This window comes from Vibrio sp. 99K-1, assembly GCF_013114585.1.
Lineage (GTDB): Bacteria > Pseudomonadota > Gammaproteobacteria > Enterobacterales > Vibrionaceae > Vibrio > Vibrio chagasii_B.
The window spans coordinates 116,210-137,937 of record NZ_VTXF01000015.1; the positions used below are offsets into that span (position 1 = coordinate 116,210).

General features: G+C 44.8%; 20 protein-coding genes. 9 read left to right on the plus strand and 11 right to left on the minus strand.

From position 1 onward, the window contains the following. The first annotated feature begins 326 nt into the window (after nt 1-326). The 5 genes from F0228_RS13515 to lepB all read left to right on the plus strand — a co-directional run bounded on the left by F0228_RS13515 (nt 327) and on the right by lepB (nt 4,661). On the plus strand, nt 327-860 hold the full coding sequence (locus F0228_RS13515; RefSeq protein WP_105059247.1) for a magnesium transporter: 534 nt from the start codon (nt 327-329) through the stop codon (nt 858-860). Next, nucleotides 860-1,849: a biotin/lipoyl-binding protein gene (locus tag F0228_RS13520; protein WP_105059246.1), complete on the plus strand. Its 990-nt coding sequence runs from the start codon at nt 860-862 to the stop codon at nt 1,847-1,849. The genes F0228_RS13515 and F0228_RS13520 overlap by 1 nt, the downstream gene beginning before the upstream one ends. 466 nt (nt 1,850-2,315) lie before the next feature. Further along, on the plus strand, nt 2,316-3,389 hold the full coding sequence (locus tag F0228_RS13525; protein WP_105059245.1) for a WYL domain-containing protein: 1,074 nt from the start codon (nt 2,316-2,318) through the stop codon (nt 3,387-3,389). A gap of 395 nt (nt 3,390-3,784) precedes the next feature. Then, complete coding sequence (locus F0228_RS13530; RefSeq protein ID WP_102278326.1) at nt 3,785-4,027, plus strand: hypothetical protein; 243 nt, start codon at nt 3,785-3,787, stop codon at nt 4,025-4,027. After that, nucleotides 4,014-4,661, plus strand: a complete 648-nt coding sequence (gene lepB, locus F0228_RS13535) for a signal peptidase I (protein ID WP_105059244.1) — start codon at nt 4,014-4,016, stop codon at nt 4,659-4,661. Before F0228_RS13530 ends, lepB begins: the two co-directional genes overlap by 14 nt. A 118-nt stretch (nt 4,662-4,779) precedes the next feature. Here lepB and cyoE read toward each other — a convergent pair whose 3' ends face one another. The 7 genes from cyoE to F0228_RS13570 form a co-directional block, all read right to left on the minus strand. Continuing rightward, a complete protein-coding gene (gene cyoE / locus F0228_RS13540; RefSeq protein WP_116870266.1) occupies nt 4,780-5,649 on the minus strand; it encodes a heme o synthase in 870 nt (289 codons plus the stop codon). 8 nt (nt 5,650-5,657) lie between these two features. Further along, nucleotides 5,658-5,969 carry a cytochrome o ubiquinol oxidase subunit IV gene (gene cyoD, locus F0228_RS13545; protein WP_004740018.1) on the minus strand — a complete coding sequence of 104 codons (312 nt, stop codon included), beginning with the start codon at nt 5,967-5,969 and terminating at the stop codon, nt 5,658-5,660. Beyond that, nucleotides 5,969-6,586 carry a cytochrome o ubiquinol oxidase subunit III gene (gene cyoC / locus F0228_RS13550; protein ID WP_008221707.1) on the minus strand — a complete coding sequence of 206 codons (618 nt, stop codon included), beginning with the start codon at nt 6,584-6,586 and terminating at the stop codon, nt 5,969-5,971. Before cyoC ends, cyoD begins: the two co-directional genes overlap by 1 nt. After that, nucleotides 6,576-8,633 carry a cytochrome o ubiquinol oxidase subunit I gene (gene cyoB / locus F0228_RS13555; protein ID WP_171730134.1) on the minus strand — a complete coding sequence of 686 codons (2,058 nt, stop codon included), beginning with the start codon at nt 8,631-8,633 and terminating at the stop codon, nt 6,576-6,578. The genes cyoC and cyoB overlap by 11 nt, the downstream gene beginning before the upstream one ends. A gap of 5 nt (nt 8,634-8,638) precedes the next feature. Next, nucleotides 8,639-9,535, minus strand: coding sequence for a ubiquinol oxidase subunit II (gene cyoA / locus F0228_RS13560; protein ID WP_008221709.1), 897 nt, complete (start codon nt 9,533-9,535; stop codon nt 8,639-8,641). A 693-nt stretch (nt 9,536-10,228) separates the two neighbouring features. After that, nucleotides 10,229-13,327 carry an efflux RND transporter permease subunit gene (locus tag F0228_RS13565; RefSeq protein WP_061031819.1) on the minus strand — a complete coding sequence of 1,033 codons (3,099 nt, stop codon included), beginning with the start codon at nt 13,325-13,327 and terminating at the stop codon, nt 10,229-10,231. A gap of 8 nt (nt 13,328-13,335) precedes the next feature. After that, nucleotides 13,336-14,457, minus strand: a complete 1,122-nt coding sequence (locus F0228_RS13570; RefSeq protein WP_061031820.1) for an efflux RND transporter periplasmic adaptor subunit — start codon at nt 14,455-14,457, stop codon at nt 13,336-13,338. Nucleotides 14,458-14,693: 236 nt separating this feature from the next. Here F0228_RS13570 and F0228_RS13575 point away from each other — a divergent pair, with 236 nt between their 5' ends. After that, nucleotides 14,694-15,308, plus strand: a complete 615-nt coding sequence (locus tag F0228_RS13575; protein ID WP_061031821.1) for a TetR/AcrR family transcriptional regulator — start codon at nt 14,694-14,696, stop codon at nt 15,306-15,308. A 42-nt stretch (nt 15,309-15,350) separates the two neighbouring features. Here F0228_RS13575 and F0228_RS13580 read toward each other — a convergent pair whose 3' ends face one another. Beyond that, nucleotides 15,351-16,262: a LysR family transcriptional regulator gene (locus F0228_RS13580; protein WP_171762307.1), complete on the minus strand. Its 912-nt coding sequence runs from the start codon at nt 16,260-16,262 to the stop codon at nt 15,351-15,353. A gap of 161 nt (nt 16,263-16,423) precedes the next feature. On the opposite strand from F0228_RS13580, the gene F0228_RS13585 reads away from it, so the two are divergent. Further along, complete coding sequence (locus tag F0228_RS13585) at nt 16,424-16,729, plus strand: monooxygenase (RefSeq protein WP_105059238.1); 306 nt, start codon at nt 16,424-16,426, stop codon at nt 16,727-16,729. Between the two features lie 48 nt (nt 16,730-16,777). Next, the gene (locus F0228_RS13590) at nt 16,778-17,152 is read left to right on the plus strand and encodes a hypothetical protein (protein WP_061031824.1); all 375 of its coding nucleotides are present in this window, start codon (nt 16,778-16,780) and stop codon (nt 17,150-17,152) included. A gap of 129 nt (nt 17,153-17,281) precedes the next feature. On the opposite strand, the gene F0228_RS13595 is transcribed toward F0228_RS13590, so the two are convergent. The 3 genes from F0228_RS13595 to F0228_RS13605 all read right to left on the minus strand — a co-directional run bounded on the left by F0228_RS13595 (nt 17,282) and on the right by F0228_RS13605 (nt 19,562). Beyond that, nucleotides 17,282-17,824, minus strand: a complete 543-nt coding sequence (locus F0228_RS13595) for a cytochrome b (protein WP_171762308.1) — start codon at nt 17,822-17,824, stop codon at nt 17,282-17,284. 109 nt (nt 17,825-17,933) lie between these two features. Then, on the minus strand, nt 17,934-18,452 hold the full coding sequence (locus tag F0228_RS13600; RefSeq protein ID WP_171762309.1) for a lipocalin family protein: 519 nt from the start codon (nt 18,450-18,452) through the stop codon (nt 17,934-17,936). A gap of 147 nt (nt 18,453-18,599) precedes the next feature. Next, nucleotides 18,600-19,562, minus strand: a complete 963-nt coding sequence (locus F0228_RS13605) for an AraC family transcriptional regulator (protein WP_061031826.1) — start codon at nt 19,560-19,562, stop codon at nt 18,600-18,602. Nucleotides 19,563-19,916: 354 nt separating this feature from the next. On the opposite strand from F0228_RS13605, the gene F0228_RS13610 reads away from it, so the two are divergent. Further along, on the plus strand, nt 19,917-21,635 hold the full coding sequence (locus F0228_RS13610) for an amidohydrolase (protein ID WP_171762310.1): 1,719 nt from the start codon (nt 19,917-19,919) through the stop codon (nt 21,633-21,635). The last annotated feature ends 93 nt before the right edge of the window (nt 21,636-21,728 follow it).

A 21,728-nucleotide genomic window follows, 5' to 3' on the forward strand; every position in this document is an offset into this window, starting at 1 on the left:
AATCAATTCTTGACCGACATAGAAAACCTAAAAATGTGTAGATAACAGTGTTGCAAGCACCATGGACGACGGCGCAAAAAGCTACTGTAACAACCGAACTTCGCAATGGTTGACTCTAGTTTAAGAATGATTTCGCTCGGTGTTTTTAGCACTGTTTTCGCGAGAATGCGTTGTCTCTTTGGGCAAAGCGATTTTTAATTGTCATCCAATACTTTTGATTTCAGTCGGCGGTATCGCTCACTGGTATTCAACACCTCTTGCAGATGTCATCTAAAAGTCTTGTACCAAGACTGCACTTTCTCTCTCCTTATTATTTAGGTTGAGATATGAAAATTCTTAAAATTGTTCTGCAGAAAGTTGGGGCCGTCGTGATGGTTCTCGTCAAATTCTGCCTATTTATGGCCCTGATGTTTGCTGGTGCTTGGGCGCTTGCTCCTATGGGTACAATTCACTCCAAAGACATCGACCTTTCTCAGTTCAATAACCACCCGAACGAAATGATGATGAACTTCTTCCAAAGCGAGTACTTCTCCGGTTACTTGTTCTCCGTAACTCTCGCGGTTGTATTCGCTGCTATCTACGGTATGTGGCAAATCCATGAGCTCGGTGTGCACAAGGCGAAAGAGCACAAAAGTGCCCATGTACAGATTGTATTTGCACTCTCGCTTTGTGGCTTATTCATTAACAAGACGTTCTGGGTTATCGCTCTAGTCATTGCTCTCGCTAACTGGAAACACATCGGTCAATCGATCAGTGATGTCATTCGCCGTGGTATTCAACCGAAGCTTCAAAAGTCCGATAGTGAACAAGCAGAAGAAACTAAGTCTGAGCAGACAGCAACTGGAAAAGAGGCCGCATAATGAAAGAGATGATGATCCCATACATTCTGATTGTATGGTCCCTGTTTGCGACTGGCGCACTAAAGAAAACAATTAAGAACTACACTTGGGCCGCGATTGGTGGCGTGGTGATTCTAGGCCTATTGGCGATTGTTTCTCGTCTCTGGGCTCCGGTAGATATGACCAACTCATCAACGGTAAAAGCGCCGCATGCAGTAATGTCACCGATCTTCGGCCAGCAAATTGATGAAGTGTTCGTTGACCACAACCAATTGGTAAAGAAAGGCGACGTGATCTACACACTTGTCGATATCGACTCAGCAGCAGACAAAGCGAAGATCGAATCTTCAATCGTTCAGAAAGAAGAGCAGATCAAACAGATGACGCGTGATTTAGAGCGTGCAGAAACGTCGCCTGAGATCTTCAATGCTCGTGATGTTGAAAAGTACCACTCAGATCTTCGCGTGATGCACGCAGAACTGGCTTCACTGAAAGCCGATTTACAGAAAGTGAATTGGGCGCAAGAGAAGAAAACAGTGCGAGCAGAGTTTGATGGGCAAGTATCGATTGTGAACATTGCTGAAGGCTCTGTCATGGGCAACATGCACCTGTACAACACCAGCAAAAAGTTCTTAGAGATGCGTATCTCAGACCAGACTTACGGTTACGTGCAAGTGGGCGATTTTGCGGAATTCTTTGTCGATGCATATCCGGGTCACGTGTTCCGTGCCAAAGTACACAGCTTTACGGCAGGTACTGGTGAATCAAGTATTTCACCACTGCAAGGCCCACAAAGTGTTGGTCAGCACGTCGCTCAAAACAGCAATGGTTTAGGTCGTACGGTAGTGCTAGAAATCTTTGAACCAGAAGGCTACAACATTCCTATCGGTGCCGCTGGCGCGGCTTGGATTTCAGCGGAGAAGCCGCATCCTTTCTGGGGCTTCATTGACGTGATTGGCGCAGCAACAGTTCGCCTACAATCTTACAAGTCTTACCTAGGTGCTTGGTAAACAAGCTATGCGTAAGAGTTGAATAGAAGACAAACAAAAATACCCCGCTCGTCGGGGTATTTTTATTGCAGCAGCGCATGACTCTCAAAATTCAACAAACTAAGAAACAGCATATCTCTCCTTTAAAAATACACAGTTAATCGACTCCTTCCTCTAAAAATGCACTCTTAATCAAGTTGTTCTCGCACCCGACTTCAATAGCCACAAAAAACAAATCACAATTATTAAAAAGTGGCAATCCAACCAACCATTTATTTATGGGAGCAATGATTCAATTTTACCGATAACCTTGTAATTTCCGTTCAAAAAACACACTCATTACAAACAGTTACAAAATACGCGATAAAACTGACGTAAAAATGAACTGTTTCATCTAATCCCACATGAAAAGTGTGATTTTCTGCCATTCTGTGAAATAAATTTGTGATTAAATACGATAAATATCAATTAGAGATGGAGGAATAACGTGTCAGCAAAAGCGTTCGGTGATTTTTATTGTTACTTACATTGCCTCAATTTACTTTCAACCAAAGAGCAAGGAATAACGTCAAAAGAGTACCTAGATGATGTGCGAAAAGAGCCTTTTTACTACCGTGGAGGTACCTCTAAAGAAGCCCAACAAAAGTGGGCAGAACGCATCTTAGATTCGATATACAAGTATCATGGGGCTCAGGGTGACGGACCAAACGGACACAATGATCTTCTGGTTCGAGAAGGAATCGCATCAAAGGCTCGCTATAAAGTAAAAGAGGGCGCAGAGTTCAATGTGAACCCAGGGTTGAATGAATCTATCTCAATCCTAGGTATCATAGGTAGCCAAGTACTTGAACGTATACTGCCGTCCGCAGGAACGAAACTAAGTGAAGCGTTAACACTGCTTTCCAGAGCAAATAACGTATCAAACTCGGCACCTTTTAAAATACAGGTCAGCAGTTACGATGTTGTTGCTCCCAAGGCCGATTACACAGTGCTAAGTAAGCTCGAGAGTGCGCTAGAAAATCGTAAAGTGGTCTCATTTGAATATGAAGGAAGCCGTTGCGAAGTCGACCCTTATGCCTCTTTCGTTTACCAAAAAGCCTTTTACCTCGTTGGATTAGAGCGTTATAAAAAAAATGCTGAGAGCAGTTCGATGCCCGGTAAATATCGCACCTACACTGTGCATAACATTAGCCATGTTGAGCTTCACTCAGGTCAGAACTTCTCTATGGGTAATCAAGAGAATTTTTGCCTCACAACTTACCTCTCAACAAACAATGGTAAAAAGGTCAACGGTGGTGAAACCTGTGAAGTGCTTTTAAAAATGACAAGAGATACTTATGGCAAAAACCGATTTGTCGACGAGTACAAACTCAGTGAATGTCAAAATATAGAAGAGACAGCTCAAAACCACTACATCGTAAAAGCCCAAGCTCAGGATAGCGTCGATTTCAAAAGATGGCTTATTAACAATGCCGATTGCGTTGAAATTCTAAAGCCAAAGCAGCTACGTACTGATGTAATACAAGATATTAAACACGCAATGAACGTTTATGCACATTAAGTTCAAACACCACCACATATGAAGTTCAAGATTGGATCCTCCAATATTAAAACACCATTATAAATACAACATCAGCAAGTTATAAGAAACACAAATACATAACAACGAACAATAGCGTTCTAAATACTACTCGATAACATTAAATTTAGTAATTTTTGTTGTTTTAGACAGAAAATGTCAGATTTTGTTGCCACAATACTATTCCAAATAAAAATACAATTAGGCTTAACCGTGATAGACACTATAAAAAGATCATTTATTGATGAGCTTTATCACCTTAATTATAAATCAAACAGCTTAGTACATCGTCTTCCTTTTTATTGGTATCGACCTTTAAAAATATTTAGCCGACTGCTTGCGTTACCTGTTATTTTATTCTTTATGGTGTAAAATTAATGAACCGTAATTTATCAAAGGTAGAATGGATTCTGCTGGCAATAGCTGCGATTTTTCTAAGCTTAAGCTTATTCCTCTATTACTCACTCTGTAAAAACCTATTCAATGGTGGCTTCAATGACATCATTGAAATCATTGTCGTTTTAGGGCTATTTTACTGCTCATTTGTTGCCGCAAACTACAGTATTACCATGCTTGCCGAGAAGTACTGCAGCAGGAGAAACCGTTATGAAGAGCTTTAAGTTACTTCTATCAATATCAACTTCACTTGCGTTATGGATATTCGTGCTATTTTACTTTTTCTCTAGCTCAATCAATACTAATACAGGATTAAGTATGGCGCCAACCTTTGAAGGTAAATACTGGACAACGGTAAGTGGCGTTCGACCGGGGCGATATACACCAGAGTATGGCGATGTCATTCGTTTTCGACACCCTCCTAAACATCGAAGTGAAAATATAACCTTCAGAAAGAGAGTGATTGGAATACCTGGAGATACTGTCACATTAGACAATGGTGATCTTTATATCAATGATAATAAATTATCCCATGGTATAACTAAAAAAGAAAATGGGTTTGTTTATATAAAAGAACAAATAGGTAATAGCCAATATAATGTTAGGTATCTCAAAGAAGATTCAAACATACTTGAAAACAATATTACTTGGCATGTACCAGAAGGAAAGCTATTTGTTCTTGGCGACAATCGAGACTACTCATACGACTCAACCTATGAGAGCTTTGGTTATGTCGATATAAATAGCGTTAATGGTGTCTATAACAAAGTTCTACTCAATGTTGCCAATGGAAATCGCAAGTTCAATTGCTCCTTAACCATGGTCGATAGCTACTCACCTTTCCATAGAACATGTTAGAAATTACAGATATTAAGTGCTCGCCAAACGATTAGCGCTGATCAATAAGCAATAAGCTAAAAAAAGAAAAACCGAGCTATTCAATATAGCTCGGCTTTTGTCATACTCGCGATTTATCTTACGAAAAAGGTAACGGAATCAACTCCAGCCCCAACACACCACTGATGCTCATCACCACCAGCAGAGAGACTTTAAAGACCGTCTTTGACCATTGGATGTAGTTGGCGCAATCCACCTTACGGAATGTCACCTTGGTCCACATAAAGCATACTGCCGCCGACACCGCTAGGTATTCGTAGCCCGCTTCTCCGAGCAAGAACAGCCCGAGAGCAACCGCGCCAAAAGCAACCACGTACGCTTTCATATGTTTGTGAGCCTTATCGACACCCTCTTTTACCGGCAGTACAGGGATACCTGCATCTCGGTAGTCTTGAATGCGGAACATCGCAATCGCATACGAGTGCGGCATCTGCCATAAACAGAACATGATGAACAATAGAACGGCTTCTAAGCTCAGGTAGTTAGTCACGCCAAGGTAGCCAACCAATGGAGGAACCGCGCCAGAGATGCTGCCTACGAGCGTGCCATACACCGAATTACGCTTGTACCACATGGTGTAGAAAAAGACGTAAAACACGTAGCCTAGCAACACCACTACCGCAGACATCGGATTAACGTATTGGAACAGTAGCGCCGTACCAGCTAGCAACATGACCAACGCATAGATGAATGCGACATCAGTATTGATGTTGCCCTGAACCAACTCTCGGTTCTGAGTGCGTTTCATTTTTTGATCAATATCGCGATCAAAAATGTTATTCACCACACAACCTGATGCAATCACAAGCCCCACACCCGCCAATGTTGTCAGTAACAACATCGCACTGGCTGGTTCTGTCTTTGCGGCAAGGAAGAACCCCGCCGCAACAGAAATCAGGTTGCCGAAAATGATGCCCGGTTTGGTAATAGACAAATAACTTTTCAGCATACCCTAGCCTACAACTTCATGTTGACGTTCATGTTGTAGATGATCCACACCGAGCCAGCGATCAGGATCAATACAACAATGGCTGTAAACATCAGTGATACTAAGTTCCACTGACCATCGGTTGTTTTCACTTCCATATGTAGGAAGTACTTAAAGTGTACGAAGATCTGCACTAGCGCACAGCCAAACAGAACTACGTAAGTCTCAGTACTTGGAAGCGCATGCGCCCACACAACATAGAACGGAATAATGGTCAGAATCAGTGATGCAACAAAGCCAATCACGTAATCTTTTGCGCCACTGTCTAGATGCTGTTCCATTACATCACCCCCATTAAGTACACGATGGTAAATACACAAATCCAAACGATATCTAGGAAGTGCCAGAACAAGCTCAAGCACTGAAAGCGCATAGACATATTGTCGTTCAAGCCTTTAGTGGAAAGCTGGTGATACGCCACTGCCATCCAAATAAGACCAAACGTTACGTGCAAGCCGTGTGTGCCAACTAAGGTAAAGAACGCAGATAGGAACGCACTCTCTTGAGGGCCATAACCTTCAGCAATCAAGTGATGGAATTCATACACTTCCATACAGATAAAGGCTAAACCCAGCAGAAACGTTACTTTTAGCCACTTTTTCAGACCAGCAACATCTTGGCGTTTCATTGCGATCATGCCAAAACCGAAAGTGATACTACTGAACAGCAGCATCATGGTTTCCACAAACACGAACGGAAGTTCGAAGATGTCTTTACCCGTTGGTCCTGCAATAGAGCCACTTTCTAAAACGGCATAAGTCGCGAAAAGCGTGGCAAACAGCACACAGTCACTCATCAAGTAAACCCAGAAGCCAAACAGCTTGTTGCCCGCTGAGTCATGGTGATGATCATGCGAGTGTGCAAGATCGTAAGTGTGCGACGGAGTATTAGCTTGCATACGTCGTCTCCAAATCATCTTTATTTGTGTTGTTATCACCGTCAGCGCTGTTTTCACCCACCGACTGTTTTTTCGCTTCTGCTAACTGTGCACGTCGAGCCGCTTCAATCGCTTTGATCTCTTCAACTTCCACGTAGTAGTCAACATCGTCGTTGTAGCTGTGTTGAATACACGTCACAACAATACCAACCAGGCTTGCCGCCGCTAGCCACCAGATGTACCAGATCATTGCGAAACCAAATACCAACGCCCATGCAGATACATAAATACCTGTCGGTGTGTTCTTCGGCATATGAATACGTTCGTATTCTTCTTCCTTAGTTGGATCGAACTCGCCGCTTTGCTTTTGATACCAGAACGCATCTAGCTCATCGCCCTTAGGCAGTTTTGCAAAGTTGTAGAACGGCGGTGGTGAAGACGTTGCCCATTCAAAAGTACGTCCGCCCCACGGGTCACCAGTAAGGTCGCGGTTTTGGTCACGGTCACGAACACTCACGAAGAACTGAACAAACTGACACACAACACCCATAGCAATCACACCAGTTCCTGCAGCCGCAACAGCCAGTAGAGGTAAGAATTCAGGGTTAATATCTTGGCTCAAACGACGCGTCATGCCCATGAAACCAAGAGCGTAAAGTGGTAAGAACGCCATCAAGAAGCCGATGATCCAGCAGTAGAACGCACGTTTACCCCAAACTTCGTTCAGAGTGAAACCTGTCGCTTTCGGGAACCAGTAGCCAATCGCCGCAAAACAACCGAATACTACGCCACCGATGATCACGTTGTGGAAGTGAGCAATCAGGAATACTGAGTTATGCAGAATGAAGTCTGCACCCGGTACTGCCATTAGTACGCCCGTCATACCACCAACGGTGAAAGTGATAAGGAAACCAACAGTCCACAGCATAGGTGTTGTGAAACGGATGCGGCCTTTGTACATGGTGAACAGCCAGTTGAAAATCTTAACCCCGGTCGGGATAGAGATAATCATGGTTGCGATACCAAAGAAAGCATTCACATTCGCGCCAGAACCCATAGTGAAGAAGTGGTGCAGCCAAACGACAAACGCAAGGATAGTGATTGCAACCGTTGCCCAAACCAGTGAGGTGTAACCAAATAGCTTTTTACGTGCGAACGTTGCTGTCACTTCAGAGAACACACCGAAGATAGGCAAGATTAGGATGTACACCTCTGGGTGTCCCCATGCCCAAATCAGGTTCACATACATCATCACGTTGCCACCAAGATCATTGGTGAAGAAGTGCGTGCCGATGTATCTATCCAGCGTCAGTAGCGCGATGGTTACCGTTAGGATCGGGAAAGAGATGATGATCAGAATGTTGGCACACAGAGACGCCCACGTGAACACAGGCATCTTCATCATTGGCATAGACGGAGTACGCATGCGCAGAATGGTCGCGAAGAAGTTCACGCCCGTTAGCGTTGTACCGACACCAGATATTTGCAGCGCCCATATCCAATAATCGACCCCGACTCCAGGGCTTGCCTCAATACCTGATAGTGGCGGATAAGCCAGCCAACCTGTACGGCCAAATTCACCAAGGCCTAGTGACATATTGGTTAGGATCACGCCCACTACAAACAACCAGAAACTCAGGTTGTTTAGATAAGGGAACGCGACATCACGAGCACCGATTTGCAGCGGTACGATGATGTTCATCAAACCAATAACCAGCGGCATCGCTACAAAGAAAATCATGATCACACCGTGAGCGGTGAAGATCTGATCATAGTGATGCGGTGGTAAGTAACCGCTCTCGCCAGCAGCGGATAGCAACTGCTGACTACGCATCATTACCGCATCGGCAAAACCACGAATCAACATGATCATTGCAACGGCAATGTACATGAAGCCCAGTTTTTTGTGGTCTACTGAAGTAAACCATTCATTCCATAAGTATTGCCATTTCCCAGCTTTCGTTACCGCAGCAACAACAGCCAAACCAACCAGCGCAATCACCGCAAGTGTCACGACGATAATAGGTTCGTGGTAGGGAATGGACTCTAGAGTTAATCTTCCAAACATTACGATTATCCTTGGTTTTCCGGCAAACAGTTCATTGAACCAGGGTGCTGGGTCACAACATCAGTGAACAAAAATGGTGGGACACTAGAAAACAGCGTCACAGGTTCAGCGACACTTGGCGCTGCCAGTGAACGGAACTGCTCCCAATCTTCAATGCGATCAGGGCTTGCCTTCACCGTCTCCACCCAGTTTAAAAATGCCACTTGATCAGGCAGTGCTGATGCGGTGAATTTCATCTGAGAGAAACCTTCGCCACTGTAGTTCGACGCAAAACCTTTGAAGTCACCTTCGTGGTTTGCAATCAAGTTCAACTTGGTCACCATTCCCGGCATCGCGTAGATCTGCGAACCAAGACGCGGGATAAAGAACGCGTTCATGATGTTGTCTGAAGTCAGCCTAAACGTAACAGGTACATCTTTCGGGAACGCCACGTAGTTAACCGTTGCAATGTGTTGTTCCGGGTAGATGAACAGCCATTTCCAGTCCAGCGATACCACTTCAATCACCATTGGCTGTACATCACTCTCTAGAGGCTTAGATGGCTCTAGTTCGTGTGTTGAACGCCAAGTGATGGTCGCAAGAATCGCAATAATGATGATTGGAATCGTCCATACTACGATTTCAATCTTGGTCGAGTGCGCCCAGTCAGGTGCATACTCTTCCGTGGTATTGGTTTCGCGGTATCTATAAGCAAAGTAGACCGTCATTAGGATCACAGGGATAACGACAATCAGCATCAGAAGCAAAGCAGTAATAATCAGCTCTTTTTCCTGAACGCCAACACTACCTTTAGGGTCGAGCAATGCGGAGTTGCATCCTTCGAGCATCAGGGCAGTTGCCACCAAACCAATCCTCGACAGGTTTGCTCTCGATAAAATGCGTTTATATCTTGAAGCTTCCATTAACTTTCTCGATGGTTATCCAGTCTCAAATCGAACGTCCGAGTACTGGTTATCATGGTCATTAGAATATTTATGTGTTGAGCATGTGAAACGCTGCATCTCAAAGGGAAGCCGAATTGAGCCTGATTTTGCTTGGTGAAAACATTACAGCACGGTTAAAACCACACAAAAATTATGACTTAATTGTTACACTTTGAAATACATTGTTACATTTGGCGCATTATGGGGAGTTGGGATTGAAAGCTCACCCAGCAAACTTGGAAACTAACCTTCCAGTTATGAAAGTTGAATAGCTGAAATAAGTCGAGAACTGGATGCACAAGATAAACGTGCTACACCAGCGAAGCTAATTGTGGAAAGGAATGGTAATGAAACAATTGACGGAGAGAGAGGTAGCCAACGACGACCACAGCGATGAACTAAATTAGAAATCGCGAATTAAATAAAGCGTGATCCAGTTCAAATTTATGAATTCACATACAAGTTTAATGGTATTCATAAATAAAATTGTTAGCACGAAGTATTCATTATCAACATGAATAATAAGCTTTATTTCATCACGATGATGGGTATCGAAATAGAAGGCCAATGAAGCCAAAGCCGAGTAAAAGGAGTCGTTTTGCCGTCAAAATACAGAGACAAGCACGCCCTTACTCTCCCACTTCGAGGAAAATAAGGGCGCTGATTTGTCAATTATGCCGCTTGTGGTGCCACGGTTTTGCGCTGTTTTTTAGTCATCAGATGATAAACCACAGGCACGAAATAGAATGAGATAAGTGTGGTTAATACCGTACCGCCAACAATCGCGACCGCGAACGGAGGCCAAAAGCCACCACCAGCGATGATCAATGGCATAAAACCGCCAACGGTTGTAATCGTGGTCGAGCTGATATGACGAGTACACGACATCACCGCCTCTACGACCGCATCCACATTACCAGACGAGGCTTGTTCATCCAGTTTCAACTCCGTCAAAATAACGATGGCTGCATTAATCGCTAGCCCCGCAATTCCGAGCATCGCTATGATCACCGTAAAGCCAAATGGATAGCCGAAGATCCACACCGATAACAACCCTAGCCCACCAGCCAATGCCGCCACCATAAAGATGATGCTACTTAACCTAAACGAGTTAAACGACATCACGACGACTAACACCATCAACACAACCACAACGGCGACATTCGAGATAAGACTGTTTACCGAGTGATCGCGCTCTGCGGATTCGCCGCCAAAATCGATGCTGTAGCCCGATGGAATTTCGTAACTTTCCAATCGTTTTTGGAACTCATTGAGCACGGTTTGCGGCAAGACGCCCGCTTCAATGTAGCCCTCTATGGTGTTGACACGCTGTCCGTTGCGACGAGTAATCGCACCGCGACTGGTGGTCAGTTCGAGCTCAGCCAGAGTCGAAACATTAATCCCCGTTGAGTACACCTCAGAGCTGATTGGCAAACGAATATTACTTAAATGCGCCAGGTTTTCACGGGCTTCATCCGCAACACGAACACGGATTGGTACTGACTCACTGCCCTCAATCACAGAGCCACTTTCGCGACCAGTCAGTGTAGTTTGCAACATGCCAGCAAACTGATTCAGTGAAATACCGTTGAGTTTTGCCGTGTCTTCATCGACCTTCAGCCACACCTTAGGTGTACCCGGCTGCAAGGTTTCTCGCGTGTGAGTCACATGAGGAACACTCGCTAAGATCAAGCGAACATCTTCACCAATCGCTTTCAAGGTATCGAGGTTTTCACCATAAACACGTAGCTCAACTGGCGCAGTAAATGGAGGGCCTTGGTTAAGCTTACGTACCAAGATTTGTGCTTCCGGTACCTCTTCATCCAACACCTTCTGCAACTCAGGAATCAGCGCGTTGGCTTGAGCAAAGTTTTCCGTTTTCACCATGGCTTGCGAGAAGTATGGCGCGTTATTTTGTCTTGCTTGTAAGTTGTAATAGAAAGACGGGAAGTTTGCGCCCACCAACCAATCAATGCGCTCAACTTCTGGATAGCGATGGATGATGTCGTCTATTTTTTCCGAGGTATTCTTGGTCGCATAAATGCTCGCTTGAGGCGGCATGTACACCTGAATCTCAAACATGTCTCTGTCTGATGGCGGGAAGAACTGCTCAGTCAGCTGAGACATACTCCAGTAGCCAGTAAACGGCACCAATAATACCAAAGCAATCGTGATGATTGGATGCGTGACACCAAAACGGACAGAAGATGAGAACCAACGTGTTAGAGCAGGAATTCTTAAGCCCGTCATGTACCAGTGATGTTGCCCCTTCTTGTCCACATCACTCAATTGTTTCGGCAGTAACCTTGTCGCTAAGCCAGCAATTAAAGTGTGCGAGATAATGTAAGAACCGATCAATGAGAAAGAAACGGTTATCGCAATACCACCGACAAATTCACCGGATGCACCTGGCATCAAAATGATCGGCGCAAACGCCAATACCGTGGTCAAGGTTGAGCCCAACAACGGCACCCACAAGTGCTTTAGCGCATTCATGGTTGCTTCTGCTCTGTGCTGCCCTTTCAATCGATACGCCTGAATGGTATCAACCATCACCACCGCGTTATCGACCATGATCCCGAGCGCAACAATCAAGCCTGTTACCGACATCTGGTTGATTGGCACGCCGGTCATTTTCATGATCGATAGCGTAAGCAGCGAAGTGAGTGGCAGCGAAATAGCCACTAATATTGCGGCGCGGACGCCTAAGGTCACGAACAATACAATCAAGATCAAACCGAAACCGATCATCAAGCTTTTGCCTAAATCATTTAGGCGAGTTTCGGTATAGCCCTGCTGATTGAACAGTACGGTGACATCGATATTACTTGGCAGCTCTTGTTGAAACTTGTCGATCAAAGCGTTCGCACGTGAAGTCCAGTTATCAACCCGCAGATCAGGATGCATCCTTGCTGCAACAATCACACCCGGTTCACCATCAATAATGGCAATCTGATCTTGTGGGGTTTTCTCGCCACGTCTCACCGATGCAATATCTTCCATACGGATGATGTGACCATTACTGTCGGTCGCAATTGGGACTTGTTTAATGCGTTCAATCGAATCAAGTTCCGATTCAATCTCTAAACCAAAACGAGAATAAGCACTGACCAATTCACCCGCCGAGTTCTTCGCATCTGCCCCTTCCAGAGATTCAGCGATGTTAGCACTCGAACGCCCAAGCGCTGCGGCATCAGCAGTTCTTAGACTTATTTGAATCTCTTCTTGTGGCATCCCATATTCATCAACAAACTCAGTACCCGACAAGGTTCGTAATCGCTTGGCTAACTCTTTGGCATATCGCCCTAGAGTTAATCGGTCAGGCTCGCCCGCACCAGACCAAGTCAAAGAGGCGATGGTGGTAAAAGCGTAGGTATGGTCACTGTCGAGATCGGGAGAATGGGCACCCGTAGGTAAGATGGATTCGATGTCAGACAGTTTGTCACGTGCTTGCGACCAAACGGGTTCGGGCTCGGTGATAGTGTCATCAAGCTCAAGCGTTACAATAGACACGCTCGGCCTTGAGGTTGAGCTCACCAGTTTAACTTCACTCAGTTCACGAAGCTTATTCTCGATAACCTCCGTAACCAAGGTTTCTACACGTTCGGCACTGGCTCCGGGAAAGCTGGTTGTGATGTTTGCATAACGGTTGATGATCACCGGATCTTCTGCGCGCGGCAGCGTCATGAAGGCTGAAATGCCACTCACCATCAGCAGCGCGGTCATTAAGATCAGTAATCGGGTATTGGAAATAGTCTCTATGATTTTCATACTATTCCCTATTCCGCAGCAGTGGTTACTGGCTTCACGGTTTGGCCCGGAACCAAGCGATGCAAACCACTCGCGATAACCTGCTCGCCATCTTCAATCGCACCACTCACATACGCTTGTTGATTGTTCGCAAACAACACCTGAACACTTCTACGTTCAACCTTGTTGCCATCACCAATCACAAAGATGTTCCAAACACCGCGCAAACCATCAATCAAACCAGTTAAAGGCACCCAATAACCTTGGTCGTCGATTTGCTCGTCAAACTTAAGGTAGGCCAGTTGACCTTCTAAAACAGTGGCTTGCTCAGGGAAAAGATAGCGTAAACCAACACTGCGGGATTGCGTGTCGACCATGGCACCCGGATTCAGCAACGTTACATCATAATCATCTCGCCCAACACGAATGCTTGGCGAAGAGAGTGAGGTTACCTTTGCCATCTGATGGGCAGGAATACCGATAAAGGCTTCTTTGCCTTCCGATGCCAGTAATGTAAGAGTTGGATTACCGACATTGACCACATCACCTAACGAAACAAAACGCGTTGCGATAGTGCCTGAATAAGGAGCAAGAATCGTCGATTTAACCAATTTGAGGTCGTTACCTTTTACCGAGGCGTCAATGCGCAGTAAGTTCGCTTGTAATACACGCTGCTCACTGGTTAACGAATCGATTTCTGCTTCGGCACTAAAGCCTTTTGCTTTCAGTGAACGTTGACGTTTTAAGTTCGCAGCAACAAGGCTCAACTGGGCTTTCACTTCTTCAGCTTGTGCTTTTAGTTGGCTCGATTCGGTCTTCAACAGCTGAGTATCTAACTTGATTAACGGCTGACCTTCTGTGACTGTGTCACCGACATCCACCAGAATCTCGTTAACTTTCCCCGCCAATTCAAAGCCGAGATTCGCCTGTTGACCCGCTTTGACCACACCGACATATTCACGTTGTACTTCGTATGATGGAGAGCGTTCTAGGGCAACAGTTTCTACCGTTAACACTGTCGATTCGGTACTGTTCGATTCAGCAGTGACCGCTGCATCGGAAGGTGTCTCGGCTTGTGTGTTTTCACCACACCCAACAAGAAGAGTCGACAACGCCACGGCTACTGCGCTTCCCTTCATCAATTTATACATACTCACTGTTCCTATGCGGTACTCAATTATGTTCTTTTTTTAGACTAACCAAACCAAACTAGACTGTCTAGTTTGATTATGTTAAAAATAAGTTTCATCGTTAGTGATTGATAAAACCATCACAAAAAGCATAATGCTTAGCGCCAAATGAGATACCTATTACTGAATATCAATAGACATTAAGCAAAGAGACAAGCTAGGTAGCGACCCAACACCAAGTAACGAGAAGCAAGCACGTGACGAAAATCATCAAGAGTGAACAGAAGAGATCGCAGATCTTAACCGCAGCAAGTAAACTTTTCTCTGAACATGGCTTCAAGATCAATATGGATCAGATAGCCAAAGCAGCGAACGTTTCCAAGCAAACGGTCTACTCTCACTTTAAAAGCAAAGACGTTCTTTTTGAAACCTGCATGCAAACCAAATGTGCCGAGCGTGAGCTGAGCCATTCAGCCTTTGACATGGGCGCCACTTTGGAAGAAGAATTGGTGAAGTTTGGTGTCAAGTTTCAGGACTTATTGCTGGATGAACAGTCACGACAAACCTTTCAGAACGCGGTCAGTCAATCCAACACGCACCCAGAGATCGCCTCTATCTATTTAGAGACCGGCCCTCAAAAAACCACCAAGTTACTCGCCGATTACCTGCAATCGAAAATAGATTCTGGAGACCTTACTCTGTCGACGTCTAGCTCACCGATCATTGCAGCTCGTCAACTGCTGCTGATGTTTCATGGCAAGTCAGCGTATTGGTCGTTCTTCGGCCATGATAGCGGCGAATCTGATGAGGAAAGGCTCAACTACACGCGCGAATGCGTTGCACTTTTTTTGAATGGAAACCAGCCTCGTTAATCGCTCATAGCTCATAGCTCATCGCTCAGTTTCTCATATCACTTAGTCCGCATTCCGGGCTGATTCAAGAAGCAGTTCATAGAAATGTTTCGCGGCGGGGCCCGTCTTCGCACCTTTCGGCAGAGTCAGATGCAATGGAACCTGATAACCACTGCCATTTTCTACATTCAACACGGTAAGCTTGTCACTGCCTCGGCTATCAACAATATGTTTTGGTAGCCTGCAATAACCTACGCCCTGCTCTACTGCACCAAAGGCATGATCGAAATTATCGACCGTAATACGCTGGCTCGACTTCAACCAGCCGACATCTTTTTTCTCGCCTAGCTTTTTATTGCCTTGACTACCTTGAGCACCTAAATCTCTCACCACAATTTGTGGCAGCGACGACAGTTGGTTGAGCGATATGGGTGACACGTTAGCCAAAGAGTTCGAACTTGCGACAACGGGTTCCATCATAGTGAACCCAAAGGCTTCAGCCGAATAGTTGGTAATTGGAAGGTTAATGATGGCAACATCGGCACGTTCTTGAGTGACCATTTCGGTGGTCTTCGACAAGGATGTTTCAACCACTTGGATTGAGGTGGTGTTGTTCTCGGCCATAAACGCAGCCATCGGCTCATAAAGGCGCTCAAGGCAGCACAAATGGTCAACGGCGACCACAATTTCAGACTCCACACCCTTTCCTAACTGTTCACTGATCAACTCCAATTCCCGAGCTTGTTCCAGCATACTGCTCGCCCTGCGCAATAACGCTTTGCCGTCTTCCGATAACACTGCCCTTCGACCTTCAACCTGAACCAAAGATACACCCAACTGGTCTTCCAATTTTCTCAATGCATAGATCAGCGTGGTATGACTCTTGTTGAGCTGCAATGCCGCCGCCTGAATGCTGCCAGCGCGGTCTATCTCATAGAGTGTTTGCCATTGGTCGAGGGTAGTCTTTAATCTCATCGGTCTAAAATCCTGATAGTTAGTGGCAACATTATGAACTTTTCTGTCTGTTTTTTACAGGTAATATAAATCTCAACAACAAACGAGAATGGCTTGTTTGTCTTAAACCCCTATTTTTAAGCGGATTTTGTTAAACGGAATTTGTTAAACGGAGAAACACCATGAAACTACTACAAGTTGATTTTGAATTTTCAGGCCCTTTCGGTGAAGAGATGTCGAACGCACTCGTAGACCTAGCTAAGTCCATCAACAACGAGCCGGGTATGATCTGGAAAATCTGGACAGAAAACCAAGCCGAAAAGCTAGGCGGTGGTGTCTACCTTTTTGAAGACCAACTCAGCGCAGAAAATTACCTAACAATGCATGCCGCTCGCTTAAAAGAGATGGGCGTTGATGAAGTTCGCGGCGTGATTTTTGACGTCAATCAACCATTAACTACCATTAACAAAGGCCCAATCAACGGCTAATAAAATGAATAGAGAATGAGTGAAAGGCACGAGATAGAGAGATAACAAATGAACAATAAAACGTTTTTAAGCCTACACGGCATCATTTACGCAGGTTTTGCCTTCGCGTTGTTTTTTCTACCAACGGTCATGTGGCCTATGTACGGCGTGGAAATTAATGATAAGTACGCTTATTTTCTCTCTCAACACACCAGTATCTTCCTTGGTGGTATTGCAGCGATAACGTGGTTACTGCGAGATATTGAAGCGGGAGTCAGTGCCAAGAAACTCATCGAAGGCTTGGTTGTCACCAATATGCTGGGTGCAATCATCACACTGTATGCCGCTTTCACGGGCATCTTTGTTGGCTTTGGTTGGAGCGACCCAGCGTTCTTCCTTTCGCTATCAGTACTGAGCGTGTTGCAGGTGCGTAAGCAAGCTTAGTGAGTATGATTCTCAGGTAACATAAACAAAAAAACACTCGGTACATGCCGAGTGTTTTTATATTAATTTTTCCTATCAAGACCAACGCTAGACTCGCTAAATAAGACATAATCTTGATGTCTGATTTTGTTATCTGCTAGCAGACGACGAACGACCAAGCATGCGGCTTAGTGTGCCATCTTTATCGACAAACTGGTGTTTCAATGCGCCTAAGACATGCAGAGCAAGTATCACCATGATCAAGTTAACTGAGTTAACGTGAACGAAAGAAGCTGCAGATTGTAACCATTCCGTTTTCTCACCAGCAGCTATCAACTCAATGCCGAATAGCTCTAATGCACGTCCACCAGCAACACTCATTACGGCACCTGAAATTGGCATCGCTAACGTCACTAGTAACAAGAAATGATGAACGCCTTTCGCGGCAATCTCTTGTGCTCTTGTTAATACAGCAACACTCTCAATCGCCCCTTCTTTCAAACGCCAAACAAAGCGTGAAAGTGCGACAACTAAAACAATCAAACCCAACGATTTGTGCAGCCCCATTAACTCGCCTTTTTCGGGGCCTCGAGGCATGCCTTCGAACTGAAGCCCAATAACAAACACAGCGATAAACAAAATGCCGGTAAGCCAATGGAAAATAACCGTCTGTTTCGATAATGATTTATTCATAATGACCACTCTATGTCTCTGACCTAGGTGTTATTTTGACTCATTATCATTACACTTAACATGGTCTTTGCGTAAAGTTACGTAAAGACCAAGAAACCGCTACATACCGTTATTTTGAATGCTCGACGTAAATCAGCTCATCGGTATTAAACCCACGCTCTTTCGACATCGCTTTAAACTTCTCCATCACTTCTGGTGCGACTTCAGGAGTTCTTGCTAGTAGCCATAAGTAATCAGTGTCGGGCCCAGAAACGAACGCGTATTGGTATCCTTCCTCTTCCAATTCAAACACCACATAAGCACCATAAAACGGACCGAAGAACGACACTTTTAAGTAACCTTGGTCGCTACCTTCAACAAAATACGCTTTGCCTTCTGCCTCATTCCATTCGCCCTCTTCAGCCGAATAGCCGCGGTTAATCACTTTCACGCCGCCATCATCGCGTAGGCTGTATTCAGCGCTCACATTACTTAAGCCGCGCTCAAACGAGTGGTCTAAACGAGCAACTTCGTACCATTTCCCTAAATATCTATCCAATTCAAACTGCTGAACTGGCTTGACGGTTTCTGCCATGCCAACGCATCCACCCAATAAAATCACGCTCAGCAGCAAAAGTATTTTCTTCATCCTAACCTCGACTTGTTTTAATCGTAATACGAGTAAGTCATTTGAGTCTTAACTTACGTCCTTGTTAATACGTGAACCCCATTAGCATGGTTCATATAACATTAAATTATTCAGACGTTTATGGAAATCGTTTCGTTGGTGAATCAATCAAAGTCGCTTCATTGACTCTCGATATTGAGTCGGCGTCACCTGCTTATAAGATTTGAACTGGCGATTGAAGTTAGCTTGGTTGTCATAACCGACTTTTTCCATAATCAAATTCACAGGCAGAGATGTATTGAGCAGTAAGTCACACGCCACATTTAATCTAATTTTCTTCAACCGCTGACTGAAGCTCTCGTTGTAGTGCTTTTGAAACAGACGCCTGACGCTGCTTTCACTAACATACAAATGACTAGCTAAGTCATTTATTGAAATATCGTGGATAAAATGATTCATCAGAAAGGCTTCGACCTTATCTAGTTTGTCGCTGACTTCGTCTTCTTCAACCGAGTTAAAGGTTGGGTTAATTAACTGCACGACTTCTTGGTCATCAATCAGCAGAGCAAACAGAGAGAATAGAGTCAGTAGCTGTTGATGAGGAGGCTGTTCCATCACCTTATCTAGCAGTTGTGTTGCCCTCTCAGCGGTATTAGGAGAAAACTGCAACCCTTTCTTTGAGTCTTCTAACAGCACACGTAACGGTTCAAGTTCACGACAGCACGCCATCAACGGCTCAATCCAATCTTTACGAAACCAAATCACATGAGTTTCGCAAACACGTGAGTCATCACTGCTCTCTTCCGAATAAATGGCATGAGGCAAATCTGGGCCAACCAAAATCATATGGTTATGGAACACATCGCTTTGGTGGTGGCCGACAAAGCTATGCCCCGAGAAGTGACGATGAATAGCAATCTCATATTCTTCATGTCGATGCCAACCATAACTCTTGCTGCCTTCAACGATTTTCTTGTAGCGCCATGACGCACCAATCCTTTGCGGCACCTTTTCTAAGTAACCTTTCATTACGATACTCTGTGACCCTCTAATACTGAAAGTATACCCGTCAAACCATTTAAGTGAGCACTTTGACTGAAAAGTATTGGATATTGCGCTAACGGTACTCATCCAACTTTCTCCGCTAAATATACTGCAGGTGAACTTAATCAGGAGAGCAACTATGGACACTTTATTATTAAAAATACGCGATATGATTCATGCCACACGTCAGCAGTGGATCGGAGAAATCACCTACAGCCACAATATTAAAGGTGATCACACGTGGAAACTTTATGGCTATCACTCGTACGCCGAGTACAAGAATGATTTGCTTAAAAGTTTGAAACAATAACCATCATGAAAGGCATACCAAAGCCACAATACGCGGGGTAATCCCGGCTTTTGTTCGTCATTCATGTAAAGTTTCACACTGACCACTCGCTTTCTATACTTATTAAACAGTGGAACATGGAAGACACAATAATGAACAACAAGCTTACTCTGCCACGCACTGCATTAGCCGCTTTAGTCACAATGTTAGGTGCTGTATCACCAGCTCTCGCACAAGCTGAATCAGCAGTGCAAAGCCAAGCGGCTGACCAAATTTTCACTAATGCCGATATATACGGGCATCGAGAGTCCGATTCTATCGTTACCCATGACGGCAAGATCATTTTTATTGGCGATCTCGAACAAACAAAAACGTTTCAAGGGCAGAATACCGACGTTATCGACTTAGGGAATGCTTTTGTTCTGCCGGGTTTCATAGATAACCACAACCATGTTTTTGAAGCCGCCTCTGAGCTGGGTGGCGCTTGCGAGCTGGATTCAGAAGCAACACTCGAAGAACAAATCCCCTACTTAGAAGCCTGCAAAATCAATGCTGATTCAAACGGCAGAGGATGGTTAATGGGGTATGGATTTTCATTAGAATCGACACTCAATAGCGATTCCGAATACACGCCACTTGAGATCATCGATAGTGTCTTCCCCAATCGACCAGTCGTGATCATGGAGCAGACTTCACATTCAATGTGGGTTAACTCCAAAGCACTAAAAATCGCCCGAATTAGTCCGCAATCACCAGCCCCACAAGGCGGAGCCTATTTAAAAGATCCTGCAAGCGGTAAGCTCAATGGCATCTTACTGGACAACGCTGGTGACCAAGTCATGGAAATGGCCTGGAACAGTCAAAGCGAGCTCTTCGAACAAAGCTACCAAGGCTTAATGTACGGTCTTGAAGAAGCGGCTGCTCACGGTATCACCACCATAGGTGACGGTCGCATGTATTGGAAGCGCGGTTGGTATGACGTTTGGCTAGAAGCCGAGCAAAACCAAGACCTCACAGCACGCGTCTCATTGCGCCCCTGGGTTTACCCTTCTATGGCGATGCCTTCTCAGTTGGAAGTGTTTGAGAAGATGTACTCTGATGACAAAAGTCGTCTATTGCTGGTCGATCAGGTGAAAATGTACAGCGATGGTATTTTTATCAATGGCACGGCAAAAACGCTCGCTCCTTACTTAGATACTTACTTACCAAATTCTCCTAATGGCTTGAACTACATTCCACCAGCACAGATGAAACAGTGGTTAACGGCCCTAGAAAAAATCGGCTTTAGTGCCCACATACATGCTATTGGTGACGGCGCAGTTCGAGAATCTTTAGATGCCATCGAGAGCGTACGTAAGCAAGGTTCGCAAAAGCCATACACACTAACCCACGTTGAATTGATCAATGATGTGGATGTTCCACGATTTAAACAACTCGGCGTAACCGCGGATTTCCAAGTTGGATCAGACTACGTCGCGCAACATGATCACGAATGGGCTAATGCCTTCTTAGGTGCAAGACGCGCGAAAGCCATGATGAACCTCGACGCAATCCTCAAAACCGACGCCAATATCACGTTAAGCAGTGACTGGAACGTTCACGACATCAACCCACTGGTTGGCATCGCGAATAGCTTAATCATGGGAAAGACCGGTCTAACCGATATCTATACCGCCATCGACGCTTACAACCTCAACGCAGCTAAAAGCCTAGGAATTGATGATATTACGGGGACGATTGAAGTTGGGAAGTCTGCAGACTTCGCCATTCTTGACAAAGATATCACCACCTTATCAGCAAGAGGCATCGCCAAGACTCAAGTGCTGATGACGGTACTGCGTGGCGATGTGGTTTACGATGCATCCCACTAAAAAAGCAATGTAAAAGGCTAAAAATTTAATGGGAATTATCCAAAAGGGTTGGTATTTATTACCAACCCTTTTTTATTTAATACTAATTTAGAG

Excerpts from the sequence above, each read along its gene's own strand:
- F0228_RS13600 (WP_171762309.1), bottom strand. The coding sequence starts at position 18,452 with ATGAAGAAAATACTTTTGCTGCTGAGCGTGATTTTATTGGGTGGATGC.
- F0228_RS13595 (WP_171762308.1), bottom strand. The coding sequence starts at position 17,824 with ATGAATAAATCATTATCGAAACAGACGGTTATTTTCCATTGGCTTACC.
- lepB (WP_105059244.1), top strand. The coding sequence starts at position 4,014 with ATGAAGAGCTTTAAGTTACTTCTATCAATATCAACTTCACTTGCGTTA.
- F0228_RS13515 (WP_105059247.1), top strand. The coding sequence starts at position 327 with ATGAAAATTCTTAAAATTGTTCTGCAGAAAGTTGGGGCCGTCGTGATG.
- F0228_RS13590 (WP_061031824.1), top strand. The coding sequence starts at position 16,778 with ATGAACAATAAAACGTTTTTAAGCCTACACGGCATCATTTACGCAGGT.
- F0228_RS13565 (WP_061031819.1), bottom strand. The coding sequence starts at position 13,327 with ATGAAAATCATAGAGACTATTTCCAATACCCGATTACTGATCTTAATG.
- cyoB (WP_171730134.1), bottom strand. The coding sequence starts at position 8,633 with ATGTTTGGAAGATTAACTCTAGAGTCCATTCCCTACCACGAACCTATT.
- F0228_RS13610 (WP_171762310.1), top strand. The coding sequence starts at position 19,917 with ATGAACAACAAGCTTACTCTGCCACGCACTGCATTAGCCGCTTTAGTC.
- cyoA (WP_008221709.1), bottom strand. The coding sequence starts at position 9,535 with ATGGAAGCTTCAAGATATAAACGCATTTTATCGAGAGCAAACCTGTCG.
- F0228_RS13585 (WP_105059238.1), top strand. The coding sequence starts at position 16,424 with ATGAAACTACTACAAGTTGATTTTGAATTTTCAGGCCCTTTCGGTGAA.
- F0228_RS13580 (WP_171762307.1), bottom strand. The coding sequence starts at position 16,262 with ATGAGATTAAAGACTACCCTCGACCAATGGCAAACACTCTATGAGATA.
- cyoE (WP_116870266.1), bottom strand. The coding sequence starts at position 5,649 with ATGCTGAAAAGTTATTTGTCTATTACCAAACCGGGCATCATTTTCGGC.
- F0228_RS13605 (WP_061031826.1), bottom strand. The coding sequence starts at position 19,562 with ATGAGTACCGTTAGCGCAATATCCAATACTTTTCAGTCAAAGTGCTCA.
- F0228_RS13520 (WP_105059246.1), top strand. The coding sequence starts at position 860 with ATGAAAGAGATGATGATCCCATACATTCTGATTGTATGGTCCCTGTTT.
- F0228_RS13570 (WP_061031820.1), bottom strand. The coding sequence starts at position 14,457 with ATGTATAAATTGATGAAGGGAAGCGCAGTAGCCGTGGCGTTGTCGACT.
- cyoC (WP_008221707.1), bottom strand. The coding sequence starts at position 6,586 with ATGCAAGCTAATACTCCGTCGCACACTTACGATCTTGCACACTCGCAT.
- F0228_RS13530 (WP_102278326.1), top strand. The coding sequence starts at position 3,785 with ATGAACCGTAATTTATCAAAGGTAGAATGGATTCTGCTGGCAATAGCT.
- cyoD (WP_004740018.1), bottom strand. The coding sequence starts at position 5,969 with ATGGAACAGCATCTAGACAGTGGCGCAAAAGATTACGTGATTGGCTTT.